General features: G+C 37.7%; 12 protein-coding genes. 11 read left to right on the forward strand and 1 reads right to left on the reverse strand.

What is annotated here, in order from left to right:
• Window positions 1-358: 358 nt before the first annotated feature.
• Window positions 359-1477, reverse strand: coding sequence for a sporulation integral membrane protein YtvI (gene ytvI / locus U8D43_RS16260; RefSeq protein ID WP_335872240.1), 1119 nt, complete (start codon window positions 1475-1477; stop codon window positions 359-361).
• 557 nt (window positions 1478-2034) lie between these two features.
• Here ytvI and citZ point away from each other — a divergent pair.
• From citZ to U8D43_RS16315, 11 genes are all read left to right on the forward strand, one after another.
• Entirely contained in the window at window positions 2035-3153 is a 1119-nt protein-coding gene (gene citZ / locus U8D43_RS16265; RefSeq protein WP_335872241.1) for a citrate synthase, read from the forward strand.
• 212 nt (window positions 3154-3365) lie between these two features.
• Window positions 3366-4634: an NADP-dependent isocitrate dehydrogenase gene (gene icd / locus U8D43_RS16270; RefSeq protein ID WP_335872242.1), complete on the forward strand. Its 1269-nt coding sequence runs from the start codon at window positions 3366-3368 to the stop codon at window positions 4632-4634.
• A gap of 80 nt (window positions 4635-4714) precedes the next feature.
• Complete coding sequence (gene mdh / locus U8D43_RS16275) at window positions 4715-5656, forward strand: malate dehydrogenase (protein WP_335872243.1); 942 nt, start codon at window positions 4715-4717, stop codon at window positions 5654-5656.
• Window positions 5657-6537: 881 nt separating this feature from the next.
• The gene (locus tag U8D43_RS16280; RefSeq protein WP_335872244.1) at window positions 6538-7014 is read left to right on the forward strand and encodes a MaoC/PaaZ C-terminal domain-containing protein; all 477 of its coding nucleotides are present in this window, start codon (window positions 6538-6540) and stop codon (window positions 7012-7014) included.
• Between the two features lie 158 nt (window positions 7015-7172).
• Window positions 7173-7886 (forward strand): winged helix-turn-helix domain-containing protein, encoded by a 714-nt coding sequence (locus U8D43_RS16285; RefSeq protein ID WP_335872245.1) that lies wholly within the window; start codon window positions 7173-7175, stop codon window positions 7884-7886.
• A complete protein-coding gene (gene pnpS, locus U8D43_RS16290; RefSeq protein ID WP_335872246.1) occupies window positions 7883-9652 on the forward strand; it encodes a two-component system histidine kinase PnpS in 1770 nt (589 codons plus the stop codon). Before U8D43_RS16285 ends, pnpS begins: the two co-directional genes overlap by 4 nt.
• Before the next feature lie 514 nt (window positions 9653-10166).
• Window positions 10167-12794 carry a DNA polymerase I gene (gene polA / locus U8D43_RS16295; protein WP_335872247.1) on the forward strand — a complete coding sequence of 876 codons (2628 nt, stop codon included), beginning with the start codon at window positions 10167-10169 and terminating at the stop codon, window positions 12792-12794.
• 17 nt (window positions 12795-12811) lie between these two features.
• Window positions 12812-13636: a DNA-formamidopyrimidine glycosylase gene (gene mutM / locus U8D43_RS16300; RefSeq protein ID WP_335872248.1), complete on the forward strand. Its 825-nt coding sequence runs from the start codon at window positions 12812-12814 to the stop codon at window positions 13634-13636.
• A 78-nt stretch (window positions 13637-13714) separates the two neighbouring features.
• On the forward strand, window positions 13715-14341 hold the full coding sequence (gene ytaF, locus U8D43_RS16305) for a sporulation membrane protein YtaF (protein WP_335872249.1): 627 nt from the start codon (window positions 13715-13717) through the stop codon (window positions 14339-14341).
• 192 nt (window positions 14342-14533) lie between these two features.
• Window positions 14534-15136, forward strand: coding sequence for a dephospho-CoA kinase (coaE, locus tag U8D43_RS16310; protein ID WP_335872250.1), 603 nt, complete (start codon window positions 14534-14536; stop codon window positions 15134-15136).
• A gap of 479 nt (window positions 15137-15615) precedes the next feature.
• A complete protein-coding gene (locus U8D43_RS16315; protein WP_335872251.1) occupies window positions 15616-16647 on the forward strand; it encodes a glyceraldehyde-3-phosphate dehydrogenase in 1032 nt (343 codons plus the stop codon).
• Window positions 16648-17307 lie beyond the last annotated feature (660 nt).

The following is a 17307-nucleotide window of genomic DNA, read 5'->3' on the forward strand; positions in this document are numbered from 1 at the left end:
TTGTGGATATTTCATCTGATTTTTGACTAAAACCTCCATTTTTCTGTTGATTTCCATCAAAAACAGACGAAATGAGGTCTGGATCAAAGCTATATCATAGATTATTAATGTATACGAAAAGCAACAAACTTTGTGAAAACAGCCTTTTTTTATAGGTTCTTTTAGAATTCATTGTGGATATTGAATTTCGCAGCCGAGGAAATCCCACAATATTATCAGTAAAATCGTCCGGAAAGAATTGAAAAAAGTTCCCTGAAATCTTTTTTACGATACATATAACCGTGCGAAATGTGATTTTCTTAGAGGAACCAGCCTATAAAAAAATTGGACGTAGAGCTCTAGGCACATTGAGCTCATCTTATGGGGTGGAATCTCCTTTTATAAAAATCCATAAATCATGGAAAATCCCTGCCCTTTTCAAAGTAGTCAAGATGACAAGCGTAACCGGGCCCACAATAAGTCCTAAAAATCCAATGAGTTTAAAACCAACAAATAGCGCAATTAAAGTAGCTAATGGATCCATACCAATGGAAGATGAAAGTATTTTTGGTTCCATAATTTGACGTTGGATTGCCACAACAACATACAAAACGCCCAGACCGACGCCCAGCTTAATATTCCCTGTAATCAATTCAAACACCATCCAAGGGATTAATACTGCAGCCGTTCCTAAATAGGGAATAACATCGACTAATCCGGTAACGAGGGCAATTGTTATTGCGTAATCGACTCTTAAAATAATTAATCCTATTAATATTATAATAGTTGTTATAGAGATGAGAGTGACTTGAGCACGTAGGAATCCCAACAGAGCTTTTTTTAAATCGATAAAAACCGTTTTTCCACTTGCTTTTGCTTTAATAGGAAGGTAGTGAGCGGCAAGAGATCTGAGTTTATCCCAATCCTTGCTGATGAAAAAAGTGGCAAGGGCGGTAAAGACAATCACTGTTGCTGCATTCGGAATCCAAGAGAATAATGTTGGTAGAAACTGAAAGAAAGTTTGCAAGAAATCCCCAGCTGAGCTTGCAATTTTTTCACCAGCATTTTGAATGTTTGCTATAATCGTACCTTGTTGACCTGTTTCAAGGCTATTAAACAAGGAAGACATTCTCTCGTAAAATGGAATGACTTGTGCTGCAATAAAGTCTTCAGCAAACTCAACTAATGTGCGCACATGTGACGGTAGCACATTTGATAAGTAATCTGCACCCGAGACAATTTCAGTAATTAATAATGTTATTAATCCTGCAAAAATTGCTAATATAAAGAGGATGGATATAAAAACAGCTAATGTCCTAGGCAGACGTATTTTTATTTCTAGAAAGTTGACGAGAGGATTCATCAGAAACGCGATTATGATAGCGATGATAAAGGGATAAGTTATCGTAGATACATAGTAAGCAGCTATCATACCTGAGACAATGGAAAAAATAACAAATAAAAAGCGCAAGAACCTATGTAAGTACACTATGTTCAATCTAATTCCTCCTTTCTTCATATTTTACATGGAAATAGTAAAAAAAGGAATATCATTTCTTGCCTCATTACAGGGATATAGAACCCTAGTTTGCAATAACTCACAAGAGTAAGTGGTATCTATTCTAATTCCCAATAATGGAATTTAACTTTTTTGAAATAATAATTAATCGTGTAGATTTGCAATTTTACTAATTTTCATTTATCTATAAAACAAAGAGAATAGCTATGTATGAATCTTTAATAGAATTCTATCATTCTTTAGGAAGAGATTCAGTTGAAATCCCTTTCGGACAAAAATAATGCTTTTTTAGAAAAATATTTGTCTAAATTAAGACGTTTCCATTCACAAATGTCAGATAATTGTTTATAATAGAAAATGTAAGCGTATCCTAAAGAAGGACGAGTCTAGCTGAACTTTCTGAAGATGAATTGAGCGAACGCTCGACAGGGTTTTATTTTAGGGAAACAGGGAATATTTATTGAATCAAGCCGAAAGGCATAATTGCTTAATTGCATTGGGAAACCTGAATAAATCGAAGTAAAGGGGAGATTATGATGACTGCAACACGCGGACTTGAAGGAATAGTTGCTACCACTTCTTCAATCAGTTCCATTATCGAAGACACACTTACATATGTGGGGTACAACATTGATGACCTTGCTAATCATGCTAGTTTTGAAGAGGTTATTTACTTATTATGGCATTTGCGTCTTCCGAATCAAGCAGAATTAGAGGAATTTAGAACACAATTAGCAGATGAGTACGAATTACCTACACAAGTGCTTGAACATTTTAAAGCATATCCCATTGATTCAGTTCATCCTATGGGCGCACTTCGTACAGCGGTATCACTTTTAGGATTGTATGATGAAGAAGCAGATGTAATGGATGAAGAGGCAAATTATCGCAAAGCAATTCGATTGCAAGCAAAAATGCCAGCCATTGTGACGGCATTCTCTCGTATTCGCAATGGTCAAGAGCCTGTTGCACCGCGCAAAGATCTAAGTTTTGCGGCTAACTTCTTATACATGTTAACAGGAAAAGAGCCTGAACCAATCGAAGTAGAAGCTTTTAATAAGGCATTAGTCCTGCACGCTGACCACGAATTAAATGCGTCAACTTTCACAGCTCGTGTATGTGTAGCAACACTTTCAGACGTGTACTCAGGAGTAACAGCTGCGATTGGAGCACTCAAAGGACCTCTTCACGGAGGGGCAAATGAGCAAGTCATGAAGATGTTAACCGAAATTGATTCTGTAGCGAATGTAGATACTTTCATTCGAGAAAAGTTAGACCGTAAAGAAAAAATCATGGGCTTTGGCCACCGTGTATATCGTGAAGGAGATCCAAGAGCAAAACATCTTCGTGATATGTCCAAAAAATTAACTGAAATTAGTGGAGAGAAAAAATGGTATGAGATGTCGATAAAGATTGAAGAAATCGTTACGTCTGAAAAAAATCTTCCACCTAATGTAGATTTCTATTCTGCGTCTGTTTATCACAGCTTAAATATTGATCATGACTTGTTCACGCCAATATTTGCAGTAAGCCGTGTATCTGGATGGCTTGCTCATATTCTTGAACAATATTCGAACAACCGTCTTATTCGTCCGCGTGCAGATTACACAGGTCCTGGTAAACAAGAATATACACCAATTGATCAAAGAGGCTAGGATTTTACAAATGGAAAAAATATTGGTGTAATGGATAAGTAATAAAATACAGGTTTTGCAGATTTTCAGCTAACCATATTGTTTGTTAAAACACGCAGTAAAGTATGCTGTCTGTTGGAAGCCCTTAAATGTAGGGTCGATGGATTGCGTCCGCTGTTTAGAGTTAGAAGAAAACTCTTCTAACTTTTTATCATGAATTGGAGGGAATTAGCATGTCACAAGGCGAAAAAATCACAGTACAAAATGGAGTACTTAACGTACCCAATCATCCAGTTGTCCCATTTATTGAAGGTGATGGAATTGGACCAGATATTTGGGCAGCAGCTTCTCGTGTCTTGGACGCAGCGGTTGAAAAGGCCTATAAAGGCGAGCGTAAAATTTCTTGGAAAGAAGTTTATGCAGGAGAGAAAGCATTCAATAAAACAGGTGAATGGCTACCTGCTGAAACTTTAGATACTATTCGTGAATACTTTATCGCAATCAAAGGGCCACTTACTACCCCAGTAGGTGGAGGTATTCGTTCTCTAAACGTAGCTCTTCGTCAAGAATTAGATCTTTTCGTATGTTTACGTCCTGTACGTTATTTTGACGGTGTTCCATCTCCAATTAAGCGCCCTGAAGATACCGATATGGTGATTTTTCGTGAAAACACGGAAGATATTTATGCAGGTATTGAATATGCGGAAGGTTCAGATGAAGTGAAAAAACTGATCAACTTCCTGCAACAAGAAATGGGCGTTTCAAAAATCCGTTTCCCAGAAACATCTGGAATCGGAATCAAGCCCGTTTCTGAAGAGGGAACAAGTAGACTAGTTCGTGCAGCAATTAACTATGCCATTAAAGAGGGTCGTAAATCTGTCACACTAGTTCACAAAGGAAACATCATGAAGTTTACTGAAGGTGCCTTCAAAAATTGGGGTTATGAGCTAGCTGAGAAGGAATTTGGGGACAAAGTCTTTACTTGGGCTCAATACGATAAAATTAAAGAAGCACAAGGTGCGGATGCAGCTAACAAAGCTCAAGCAGAAGCAGAGGCAGCAGGTAAGATCATTGTCAAAGATTCAATTGCTGATATCTTCTTACAACAAATTTTAACTCGTCCGAAAGAGTTCGATGTTGTGGCTACCATGAACCTAAACGGAGACTACATTTCTGACGCCTTAGCTGCACAAGTTGGTGGAATTGGGATTGCTCCAGGAGCAAACATAAACTACGAAACGGGACATGCAATCTTTGAAGCTACGCATGGTACAGCTCCGAAGTATGCTGGTTTAGATAAAGTTAATCCGTCTTCAGTAATTCTTTCAGGTGTATTACTTCTTGAACACTTAGGTTGGACGGAAGCGGCGAGTTTAATTACTGCATCGATGGAAAAAACAATTGCCTCAAAAGTGGTCACTTATGATTTTGCTCGATTAATGGATGGTGCAACGGAAGTTAAAGCATCTGAGTTTGGAACTGCACTTATCGAAAACCTATAAAAATATAACAAAAGCTGCTCTGTACTAGTAGATGTGCGGGCAGCTACTACATATTTAACGAAAATAAGGGGGAGATACTTGTGACAATCAAACGTAAAAAGGTTTCAGTCATTGGTGGAGGATTTACGGGAGCCACAACGGCATTCATGCTAGCACAAAAAGAGCTTGGGGATGTTGTTTTAGTTGATATTCCTCAGATGGAAAACCCTACTAAGGGTAAAGCTCTGGATATGTTAGAGGCTGCCCCTGTTCAAGGATTTGATGCTAATATTATTGGAACTTCTAACTATGAAGACACAAAAGATTCCGATATTGTTGTGATTACAGCTGGTATTGCACGTAAACCAGGAATGAGCCGGGATGACTTGGTTCAAACAAATCAAAAAATTATGCGATCTGTTGCGCAAGAAATCGTTAAATATTCTCCAGAATGTTATATTATCGTGTTAACGAATCCCGTAGATGCGATGACCTATACAGTTTTTCAAGAATCTGGATTTCCTAAACATCGCGTAATTGGTCAATCTGGCGTATTAGATACAGCTCGTTTCCGTACGTTTGTTGCACAAGAGTTAAACCTATCTGTCAAAGATGTGACAGGATTCGTTTTAGGTGGACATGGTGACGATATGGTCCCACTTGTACGGTATTCTTATGCAGGTGGAATTCCCCTAGAGAAATTAATCTCTGAAGAACGTTTAAAGGCTATTGTTGAGCGTACAAGAAAAGGTGGTGGTGAAATCGTAGGCCTACTAGGAAACGGTAGTGCCTACTACGCACCAGCAGCTTCCATTGTTGAAATGTGTGAAGCTATTCTAAAAGATCAACGTCGTGTGATACCTGCAATTGCTTACCTTGAAGGAGAATATGGTTTTGATGGAATATATTTAGGCGTTCCGACCATTCTTGGTGGAAACGGAATTGAAGAAATTATTGAACTTGAGCTAACTGACGAAGAGAAAGTTGCTCTTCAACGTTCCGCAGATTCGGTGAAAAATGTAATGGAAACTCTTGCCCAATAAATAAAAAAGCTGCTCCACGTCTATCGTGGAGCAGCTTTTTTAAAATCTCTATTTTAGAAACCTTGTTGTTAACGCCAGGAAAGCTATGAATAAGAATTTTTCATCTCTGTCTCCAATCTATGAATGGTAGAGCATTAAATCGTCAATACCATCTCTTATTTTGGCAGTGCATAGTCCCGAAAAATATGAAATGTTGCTCCAAAATCTATCGCTGTTACCGTTTATGGACTTCACTGAAAAGCAAAACTCTTTGCGAAAACAGTCTTAATTATTAGTAAAGTCTTCTTGTTACAAGCAATTGTATAATGCATGAATAAAAATAAACTTCTTCGTTTATCTTATTGTATAGAAAGGCTGTTTTCGTAAAGTTTGTTGCTTTTCGAATCAGGTTATAATCTATGATATAGCTTAGTTTCGAGCATCATTTCGTCTGTTTTTGATGGGAATCAACAGTGGGAAGGATTATTTAGTCAAAAATCAGATGAAATAACCACAATGTATACGAAAAGATCCTACATAAAAGAATCCCTTATCGAATTTTTAAAGCCCGATAGTAGGCGGTTAGGGACTCGGGCATTTGTCAACCCACTACGTGAATCAAGATTCACTGCGTGTTTTGCCAGATGCCTGCCGTCCCTAAACAGCCGTTTTCGCTTTTCGTGTCCAGCTACAGTGGCTTGAGGCTCGGGTCAAATGAATAACTCTCCAGTGATGCAGGCATCACCTACGAGCTCTTCATTTGCCTGTCGCCTCAGGGCGAGCCACTTTCGCTTTTCGTTGAATAGTGGCGGGTTTCGTGGTATGATAGTGAAAAGTCAGAATAATACAGATATTCACTATAGATATTTGTAAACGTTTACATAATGTTAGGGGTGCGTTCAATGTTACTTGGGAAGAAAAAAAAACTAGGTAGAATGATAAGTGAAATGGGTGTAGGAGAAAAATTAACTCTTACAGAAAAAATGGAAGATAGAGATTTACTTCTCTACCTTGGATTAACAAATGATGCGAACCCATTATACATTCAACATGACTATGCATCGCAAACTCCGTTTAAGAAACCGATTGTACCTTCTATAATGCTAAATGGAATCATTCATTCAGCTGTATCAAAGTACCTGCCTGGTCCAGGAGCGCACGTTATGGGAATGGACATGGATTATCCCGTACCAGTCTATCATTATGGGACGGTTCATTTCTTATTTACGGTAAGTGCAATTGACATTGAATCTCATCTTATTACGATAGATGTTCAAGGGGAAAATGAAGACGAAGAGGTAGTTGTTAGAGGGAATATACGAGTATGCCCTCCTCACAAGAAACAGAAAATGAGTGCCCATATATTAGAAAATTTTTAGGAGAATGCCTAGGCATTCTCTTTTATTTTTGTTGAAAACGAACTGGTGTAGAATGTAAGAGGATCTAGGCATGCGGTGTAAAATAGGTGTAGTATAATAAGTGATGGATAGAAGGTTAAGTGAACTATGGGGTTAAATCTATTTTAATGGAGGACCTTATGAGTAAAAAGGTATTAGTAGTTGATGATGAGAAATCGATTGTGACGCTTCTTCAGTACAATTTAGTACAAGCAGGCTACGAGGTGATTACCGCCTTTGACGGAGAAGAAGGCAAAAACAGGGCTATCGAAGACAAACCTGATATGATTTTGTTAGATTTAATGTTGCCAAAATTAGACGGAATAGAAGTGTGTAAACAACTTCGTCAATTTAAAGTGATGACACCAGTACTAATGTTGACAGCTAAAGACGATGAATTTGATAAAGTGCTAGGACTTGAGCTAGGGGCTGATGATTATATGACCAAACCATTTAGTCCACGTGAAGTGGTAGCGAGAGTCAAAGCAATTTTAAGAAGAAGTCAAGCCGTCATAGAAATAGCGCAACAAGAAGAACAGCTGGATTTTCTAAAGATTGGTGAACTAAAGGTGTATCCCGAGCAATATGAAGCCTATTTTCGAGATCAGTTACTTGAACTAACGCCAAAAGAATTTGAGCTTCTTATGTTTTTAGTTAAGAACAAAGGAAGAGTGTTGACGAGAGATCAATTATTAAGCGCTGTGTGGAAATATGATTTTGCTGGAGATTCAAGGATTGTCGATGTACATATAAGTCACTTACGAGATAAAATTGAGTCTAACACGAAGAAACCCCTCTATATAAAAACGATTCGTGGTCTAGGATACAAAATGGAGGAGCCAAAAAAAGCATGACGAAGTTTCGCTCTCGCTTATTGTTTGCCCTGATCACATTAATTATGGTCGTATTAGTTGCAGTTGGAGTTTTATTAGGGCAGGTATTTAAAGGCTATTATGTGAGCACCTTCAATTCTCGTTTAGAAATAGAAAGTGAATGGCTAGCTTCTGAGATTGAGGAAGCGGGAGGCATTGATCAATTACGTAATGTTCCGTTAAGAGAAAGAAGTAAGCTCCTTGATGCGCGAATTTCGATACTAGATGACGAAGGTAAGATTCTATTTGATCAAAATGATTCTAGTTTGGAGTCAAATGAAAAAGTGTTACAGGAAATTTATCTCGGCTGGAAACGTAGTGAAGATGGTTATGAAATAAGCCAAACGGATATTAATATGCGTAATTATTGGGTGGCTATCAAGGCTTCAAATGGAACGACAGAGGGCATATTAGTACTTAGTACTTCGATTGAAGTGTTGAAAACCGCATATGGTCAAATTTGGCTTGTTCTAGCTGTTTCGTTAGGGCTCTCGCTTATTGTCATTATTCTCTTAGCCAGTAAAATTACCGCACAATACACGAAGCCAATTGAATCGGCTACTACTGTTGCGATAGAGTTAGCGAAGGGGAATTATCGTGCCAGGACGTTTGAAGACTATATTGACGAAACAAGTATGCTGAGTTCCTCAATAAATATTTTAGCAAGAAATCTACAAGAAATGGTTTCCACTCAGGAAATGCAGCAAGATCGGTTGATGACCCTTATCGAGAACATGGGAAGCGGGTTGCTTCTTATTGATCCTAAAGGATATATTGTTCTCATTAACAAGGCCTATAAAGAACAGTTTCATATAAAACCATTTGATTTATTGCGAAAAAGATACTATGAAGCTATATCCAATAATGAAATCAACAAAATAGTTGAAGAAGTATTTATGACAGAGCAGAAGGTGAGAAAGCAGCTGTTAATCCCCGTAAACATTGAGATTCGTCATTTTGAAGTGTATGGTGCACCCATAATTGGAAACAGTGATGAATGGAAGGGGATATTACTCGTTTTTCATGACATTACAGAGTTGAAAAAACTGGAGCAGATGCGAAAAGATTTTGTAGCGAATGTCTCTCATGAATTGAAAACGCCTATTACGTCGATAAAGGGATTCTCAGAAACTCTTCTAGATGGTGCAATGAACGACCGGGATACTCTTCAATCTTTTTTACACATCATTCTTAAAGAAAGCGATCGTTTGCAGTCGTTGATACAAGATCTACTCGATTTATCCAAAATCGAAAAGCAAGGTTTTCATCTGTCCGTTTATGAAGTGAATGTCAATGATTTAGCGGAAGATGTTTTAATGATGCTTCAAAGTAAAGCGGATGAAAAACAGGTTACGTTACAATTCAAACCAGGTTCTCAAGCGATTATAGAAGGAGACGCCCCTCGGTTAAAACAGATTTTAATAAATTTAATTAGCAATGGTATCTCCTATACTCCTGAAAAGGGGAGGGTAAGTATTGGGATTGTCTCTGAAAATGAAGAAGTGAATATAACAGTTCAAGATACAGGGGTTGGAATGGAGAGGTCTGAGATTCCACGTATTTTCGAACGTTTTTACCGTGTTGATAAAGCGCGAAGTCGTAATTCAGGTGGCACCGGGCTCGGGTTAGCAATAGTTAAACATTTAGTTGAAGCTCATCATGGAACCATTGAAGTGTCAAGCGAAGAAGGGATGGGTACAATGTTTACCCTTACGTTTCAAAAGAAAATCAGGCATTTTTTTGAATAACCTTCCTGAATTTACATCTCCTTTACATTCGGTTTATGTTTCCTTAACAGTTGATTGCTATAATCATAAGTGAAAACCCCTTCATCCAAAGAATCAAAAAGAAAAGACGAGGACAGACCCCGTTCTCGTCTTTTCTTTTTGGTCTATTTTTGAAAGAGAGATCAAGGATGGAATAGCGAATTCCATCGAAATGTAAATCTAATAGCCATTATGTGTACGAAAAGAGCTTCTGAAAAAGAAAGAAATGAAAAATTCATTACTGATTTCGACGTCTTTCTAGAGGATTCTTACGCATATCATTATTAATGTTATAGATACTTCATCATAGCTGTATGATTTTTCTTGGTGTAAAAAAAGATAATCAAAAAAGAGCTTAACCAATAAAAGTCAAAGTGAATTCTCAAAAGGCCGTCGTTTTTTCCTTTCCCTATCGGACATGATAGAATAAAGGAGAGAATAACGGTTTTTGTATGGGTAAAATATGTGGAATGGAAGATTATTGGGAGGTTACATAATGAGTAAGAAGCTAGTTCTAATAGATGGTAATAGTATTGCCTATCGAGCATTTTTTGCTTTGCCATTATTAAACAATGATAAAGGCATACACACGAATGCAGTCTATGGTTTTACAACCATGTTGATGAAGATTTTGGAAGATGAAAAACCGTCTCATATTCTTGTCGCGTTCGATGCTGGGAAAACAACTTTTCGTCACACAGCCTTTAAAGAATATAAAGGTGGACGGCAAAAGACTCCACCGGAACTTTCGGAGCAATTTCCATTTGTAAGGGAACTGTTAGATGCGTATGGAATTTCGCATTACGAATTACCGAATTATGAAGCGGATGATATTATTGGAACCCTTTCTCTTCAGGCAGAACAAGATGGATTTGAAGTAACCGTCATTTCAGGAGATAAAGATTTAACACAACTTTCGTCAGATAAAACAACTGTTATGATTACGAAAAAAGGCATTACTGATATGGAAAAATATACGCCTGCTCATATTCAAGAGAAATATGGCCTGACAGTTAAGCAAATTGTTGATATGAAAGGATTAATGGGTGATAGTTCGGATAACATTCCTGGTGTGCCAGGTGTTGGAGAGAAAACAGCCATTAAATTATTAAAGCAATTTACGACCGTTGAAGAATTATTACAGTCAATCGATGAAGTGAGTGGAAAAAAATTAAAGGAAAAATTAGAAGAAAATAAAGAACAGGCAATAATGAGTAAAGAATTGGCGACCATTATGCGCGAAGCACCAGTGGAGGTAGGAGTGAAAGATCTTAGCTATGAGGGGAATCATCCAGCTAAACTTCATTCGCTTTTTAAAGAATTAGGCTTTAATTCACTATTAGAAAAATTTTCTACTGAAGACAGTGAGGAAGCAGAATTAGACGATATTTCGGTGATGATCTTGAATGAAGTCAAAAAATCACACTTAACGACGGACAGCTATCTTTATGTTGAGATGCTTGAAGAGAATTATCATCGAGGATCGATTATCGGGATAGGTTTACATAATGATACAGGAACCTACTTTATCCCTGCTGACATTGCTTTTTCATCACCTGCTTTTAAAGAATGGTTAGTAGATGAGTCGAAAGTAAAAGCGGTATATGATGCAAAACAATCCATCATTGCCTTCAGGCGACAGAACATTGACATAAAAGGCATTGATTTTGATGTGCTCATTTCTGCGTATATATTAAATCCATCGGCGAATCATGATGATTTTGCTTCTTTAGCTAAAGAGCATCATTTTAATACGGTACAAAGGGATGAAGCGGTATATGGAAAGGGAGCTAAGCAGAAAGTCCCGGACCTAGAAATTGTGGCGGATCATGTCGGAAGAAAAGTATATACCCTTCAAATGTTGGTTGATAAGCTACAAAAAGAATTGGAAGAAAACAGTCAATTAGCTTTATTGAAAGAGCTTGAATTGCCATTAGCATTTATTTTAGCGGATATGGAATCAAAAGGTGTAAAAGTGGACAAAGCTCGTCTTCAACGAATGGGAGAAGAGTTGAATGAACAACTGCGCGCACTCGAAACAAGGATTCATGAGTTGGCGGGTGAAACATTTAATATTAACTCCCCAAAGCAGCTAGGAGTAATATTATTTGAAAAGCTAGAATTGCCTCCCATCAAAAAGACAAAAACGGGCTACTCGACTTCAGCGGATGTGTTAGAAAAGCTGCAATCGAAGCATGACATCATTCAGTATATTCTTCACTATCGTCAATTAGGAAAATTGAATTCTACTTATATAGAAGGGCTACTGAAAGTTATCACTGCGGATACAGATAAAATTCATACACGCTTCAACCAAGCCCTCACGCAAACCGGTCGATTAAGTTCAATTGATCCTAATCTGCAGAATATCCCCATTCGTTTAGAAGAAGGAAGAAAAATTCGTCAAGCTTTTGTCGCGTCCGTTGATGGATGGTACATGTTTGCAGCAGATTATTCTCAAATTGAACTTCGTGTATTAGCCCATATTGCTCAGGATGAGAAATTAATTCAAGCTTTTAAAGAAGGGCTAGATGTTCACACGAAAACGGCAATGGATGTGTTTGGTGTGAACAAAGATGAGGTAACATCGAATATGAGAAGACACGCAAAAGCGGTCAACTTTGGGATTGTCTATGGAATCAGTGATTACGGTCTATCACAAAGCCTGAATATTACACGGAAAGAAGCAGGAGAGTTTATTCAAACGTATTTGGAAAGTTATCCAGGTGTGAAGGAATATATGGATGATATTATTCAAGAAGCCAAACTGAAAGGGTATGTGACCACTCTTCTTAATAGACGACGTTATATTCCTGAAATCACCAGTCGAAATTTCAATTTGAAAAGTTTTGGTGAACGTACGGCTATGAATACACCTATTCAAGGAAGTGCTGCTGACATAATAAAAAAAGCAATGATTCATATGGCTGCTGCATTGAAAGAAAGAGGATTAAAAACACGACTTCTTCTTCAAGTCCATGATGAATTAATTTTTGAAACACCAGAAGAAGAGATTGAAATATTAAAAGAACTCGTTCCGGAGGTAATGGAACAAGCAATCGAACTTTCAGTCCCACTTAAAGTAGATTATTCTTATGGGAAATCATGGTATGATGCTAAATAATCATAGAGGTGAGGGTATTGCCTGAGTTACCAGAAGTAGAAACGGTCAAACGAACGCTAAAGGAATTGGTAGTAGGAAAGACCATTCATTCGGTCTCCGTTTTCTGGCCGAAAATCATCAAGAAACCCGAAGAAATTGAGCAATTTAAAGAAGCGTTAGTTGAAGAGCGAATTGAAAATGTCAGAAGAAGAGGGAAGTTTCTTTTGATAGATACGGATCATTACACACTTGTTTCACATTTAAGAATGGAAGGTAAGTATGGCGTGTACCAAGAAGAGGAAGAACTTGCTCCACATACACATATTATTTTTCATTTCACGGATGCTACAGCTCTACGATATAGAGACGTCAGGAAATTTGGCACAATGCACTTGTTCGTCAAAGGCAAAGAGCAAGAGAGTTTGCCGTTATCTAAGCTAGGTCCTGAGCCCTTCTCCTCTGAATTCACTAGTGAATTTCTTGCAGAGAAATTAAGCAAAACAGAAAGAGCGGTTAAAGCTGCCTTGCTTGATCAATCGATTTTTGTGGGGCTAGGAAATATTTATGTGGACGAAGCGTTGTTTCGTGCAGGAATTCACCCGGATCGAAAAGGAAAATCCATTCATAATCAGGAAGTTCCAACCCTTCATAAAGCCATTGTTGAAACACTTGGAGAAGCTGTTGAGAAGGGTGGAAGCACGATAAGGTCTTATGTGAATAGTCAAGGAAAAATAGGTACCTTTCAAAATGAACTGTATGTTTACGGTCGAAAAGATGAATCTTGCAGGCAGTGCGGAAATTCAATTGAGAAAAAAGTTACCGCTGGCCGTGGGACGCATTTTTGCCCTCATTGCCAAGAGTAAATAAAGATTTTTTTTAACAAGAGGATAGCTCCTTCCATATACTATCGTAGCAATTTTTTTGGAAGGGGCTATTCGTATATGAGCAGCTATGTCTCCTTGTTGTTACTTGCCTTTGCCGTTAGTTTAGATAGCTTTAGCACGGGACTTACGTATGGACTGCGTAAAATGGGAATGCCACTGAAGTCTATTTTAATTATCTCCTTTTGTTCTGCGGGCTCATTATTAGCTGCGATGTCACTGGGACAAATGCTCCAAGATGTATTGTCGATAGAGTGGGCAGGTCGAATTGGGGGGTTCATATTAATTCTTTTGGGAATTTGGGTGATTTATCAATTCTTTCAGCCGGAAAAAAAAGTCGATCAAGATGACACAATTTTAAATGTGGAGATTAAATCGTTAGGAGTAGTCATTCAAATCTTGCGGCGACCTCTATCCGCCGATATTGACCGTTCTGGAACGATTACAGGTATAGAAGCCTTATTGTTGGGAGTCGCGCTCTCTCTTGATGCATTCGGAGCAGGAATTGGGGCCGCTTTGCTCGGTTTTTCACCGTTTTTTCTCGCTATATGTGTCGTTTTCATGAGTGTGACGTTTTTGTCCTCAGGCCTAAAATTGGGAAAACTATTTTCGCATCTTCAATGGATTCAGCGGATGTCTTTTTTACCTGGTTTAATCTTAATATTTATTGGATTATTACGCTTTTAGCTAGGCTATTTTTGCAAAAATTGTTGCTTTTCAAACTAGATCATACATTGTGATGTAGAGAGAATATGGGTCAACTTTTCGGATTATTTTGAATGAAAATCTGACAACAATAAATGATCTCATTCAAAATTTGATTTAAGGGCAATTAATTTTACGATGAGAGACTTTAGCTAAGTAGAAAGGGTGCTTAGGGTGGGAATTATTATTGGATTAACAGGTGGAATCGCTAGTGGAAAAAGCACGGTGTCTACTATTTTGAAAGAACGACAATTCACTATCATTGACGCAGATGTTGCAGCAAGAAAAGTGGCGCAGCCAGGTGAAGAAGCGTATAACGAAATTGTGAAAGAATTTGGGAGTGAAATTCTTCTAGCAAATCAAGAAATAGATCGCCAAATGCTTGGAGAAGTGATCTTTCATGATGAAGAAAAAAGAAGAAAGCTTAACTCCATTGTTCATCCTGCGGTTAGGAAGGAAATGCTAAAAGACAAAGAGGAAGCTATTGAAAATGGGAAAAATACGATTTTCATGGACATTCCACTCCTTTTTGAAAGTAATCTTTCGTGGATGGTGGAAAAGGTTATTGTTGTATATGTCGATCAAGAGACACAGCTTTCTAGATTAATGAAGCGAAATTACCTCTCTGAAGAAGAAGCGAATGCGAGAATAGCCTCACAAATGTCATTAGAGGACAAAGTAGAGAAAGCAGATGCTATCATCAATAATATTTTCTCTTTGGAGAGAACAGAAGAGCAGGTGAAAGAACTGATTTCATCTTGGGGATTGTCTCCTTAAAGTAAAAATTGAGCTGAAAGGATGCTCAGTTTTTTTTGAATGACAGTGTTCAAAAAGTACTTAAGCGGTTAGAAAAATAGGAGTAGGGGGAATTTTTCGTTTGATGTAAACGAAATTAACACAAAATGGAGGATTTCATAATAATGAAATTTAATCGTAACAGCGGTGTATACGAAAAAGGGTCTATAGCTCAGTGTTTTAATGGCCAAATTCATTAACTAGGATTCAATGTAGGAGCTTGTCACTACGCTGTCAATAAAAACTAGTGACTCTCTGTGGGTAACAGAAGGGTGAAAGTTTGTCTTCGTACAAAATCTTGACGATGAGAGCTTTGGTTCACTTAAATTCTGCCCACATTTTTCTGAATTGTTAAACATTTATAAAAGTGAAAAAACAGTCTCCTGCCTAAATGTAAATATGTTATACTAATCGTAAGAATACAACATAAAAGTATAACACTTATATTAGGGGGAACCACAATGAAGGCAAAAATTGCAATCAATGGGTTTGGCCGTATCGGCAGAATGGTTTTTAGAAAGGCCATTTTGGAAAAAAAATTTAATATAGTAGCGATTAACGCAAGCTATCCCGCTGAAACTTTAGCTCATTTAATCAAATATGATACGAATCATGGTATCTTCGATGGGGAAGTCCTTGTGGAAGAGAATACCTTGATTGTTAATGGTCATAGAGTGAAGTTACTAAACAACCGAAATCCAGAACAATTACCATGGGGAGACCTTGGGATTGATATTGTTATTGAAGCAACCGGTAAATTTAATGCAAGAGATAAAGCGGCTTTGCATGTACAAGCTGGAGCTAAAAAGGTCATCCTGACAGCACCGGGTAAACAAGAAGATATTACAGTTGTGATGGGCGTAAATGAAAGCGCATTAAATATGGAAAAACACACGATTATTTCGAATGCGTCTTGTACAACGAACTGTTTAGCTCCCGTTGTAAAAGTCCTTGATGATCAATTCGGCATTGAGAATGGCTTAATGACAACAGTTCATGCTTATACGAATGATCAAAATAATATAGATAATCCGCACAAAGATTTACGTAGAGCAAGAGGTTGTGCTCAATCGATTATTCCAACGACAACGGGTGCAGCGAAAGCGCTATCACTTGTTTTGCCGCATCTAAAAGGAAGGTTGCATGGAATGGCACTTCGGGTACCAACACCGAATGTTTCTCTTGTTGACTTAGTCGTGGATGTTAAAGAAGACGTTACGGTCGAGATGATCAATGATGCATTTAAATCCGCATCGAAAGGCATGTTTAATGGCATTATTGAATTTACAACCGAGCCGCTTGTTTCCGTAGATTTTAATACGAATCCACACTCAGCAATTATAGACGGTTTAACAACAATGGTAATAGATGATCGTAAAGTGAAAGTATTAGCTTGGTATGATAATGAATGGGGCTATTCTTGTAGAGTTGTCGACTTGGCAAAACACGTTGTATGCTTAATGAATAAAGAAGTCCGAATGAAAATTAGCTGATTCTGTTGAGTGAGTAAATTTGTGGATACTATTCCTTTGTAGAGAGGAAAGCATGTAAGTCTAATTAGATTTAACTCAATTGTCTCAATATGCAAGTAGAGGAGTAAGCTTCAAATTTATTAAGACTTCTCTTAATCTAACTAGAGCCTGTAAAAATACAGGCTTTTTTATATGAAAGCGATTTTGGAAAGGATCTTTTCGCATACTTTGTTGCTATAACATATAAAAACGAATGGAAGCACATTTTTCTTTCATCGTTTCGAGTGAGAAAGAATACGGAAAATGCTCAGAAGCAAAGCTTTATCATCATGTATAGATTGGTTTGAGAAAAAACTTGACGACAACTCTCATATCAAAAGCTGTTTTCACAAAGATTGTTGCTCTTCGAATAGGAATATATCCCCTGATTTGTATGACTTCGTACTCTTTTCCTAATGAAAACTTCTCCATTTCTAGATAAAAACTAAGAAATCAGTCAAAAGACCTTACTGCCTGTTTTTACTTTGTGCCAATAGCACAAAGTATACGAAACCCCATGTCCTGTCAGACACCGCAATGAATGAAAATGGGGTCTAGCGGTTTAATGATGCATTAAACTGTTCATCCTGTTAATGCAGGTCTGAGGTCGCCTCTTTTTTGGTGGATAAAACCCCGTTTACG

Source organism: Bacillus sp. 2205SS5-2 (assembly GCF_037024155.1).
Lineage (GTDB): Bacteria > Bacillota > Bacilli > Bacillales > Bacillaceae_K > Bacillus_CI.

Excerpts from the sequence above, each read along its gene's own strand:
- citZ (WP_335872241.1), top strand. The coding sequence starts at position 2,035 with ATGACTGCAACACGCGGACTTGAAGGAATAGTTGCTACCACTTCTTCA.
- icd (WP_335872242.1), top strand. The coding sequence starts at position 3,366 with ATGTCACAAGGCGAAAAAATCACAGTACAAAATGGAGTACTTAACGTA.
- U8D43_RS16280 (WP_335872244.1), top strand. The coding sequence starts at position 6,538 with ATGTTACTTGGGAAGAAAAAAAAACTAGGTAGAATGATAAGTGAAATG.
- U8D43_RS16285 (WP_335872245.1), top strand. The coding sequence starts at position 7,173 with ATGAGTAAAAAGGTATTAGTAGTTGATGATGAGAAATCGATTGTGACG.
- pnpS (WP_335872246.1), top strand. The coding sequence starts at position 7,883 with ATGACGAAGTTTCGCTCTCGCTTATTGTTTGCCCTGATCACATTAATT.
- polA (WP_335872247.1), top strand. The coding sequence starts at position 10,167 with ATGAGTAAGAAGCTAGTTCTAATAGATGGTAATAGTATTGCCTATCGA.
- ytaF (WP_335872249.1), top strand. The coding sequence starts at position 13,715 with ATGAGCAGCTATGTCTCCTTGTTGTTACTTGCCTTTGCCGTTAGTTTA.
- U8D43_RS16315 (WP_335872251.1), top strand. The coding sequence starts at position 15,616 with ATGAAGGCAAAAATTGCAATCAATGGGTTTGGCCGTATCGGCAGAATG.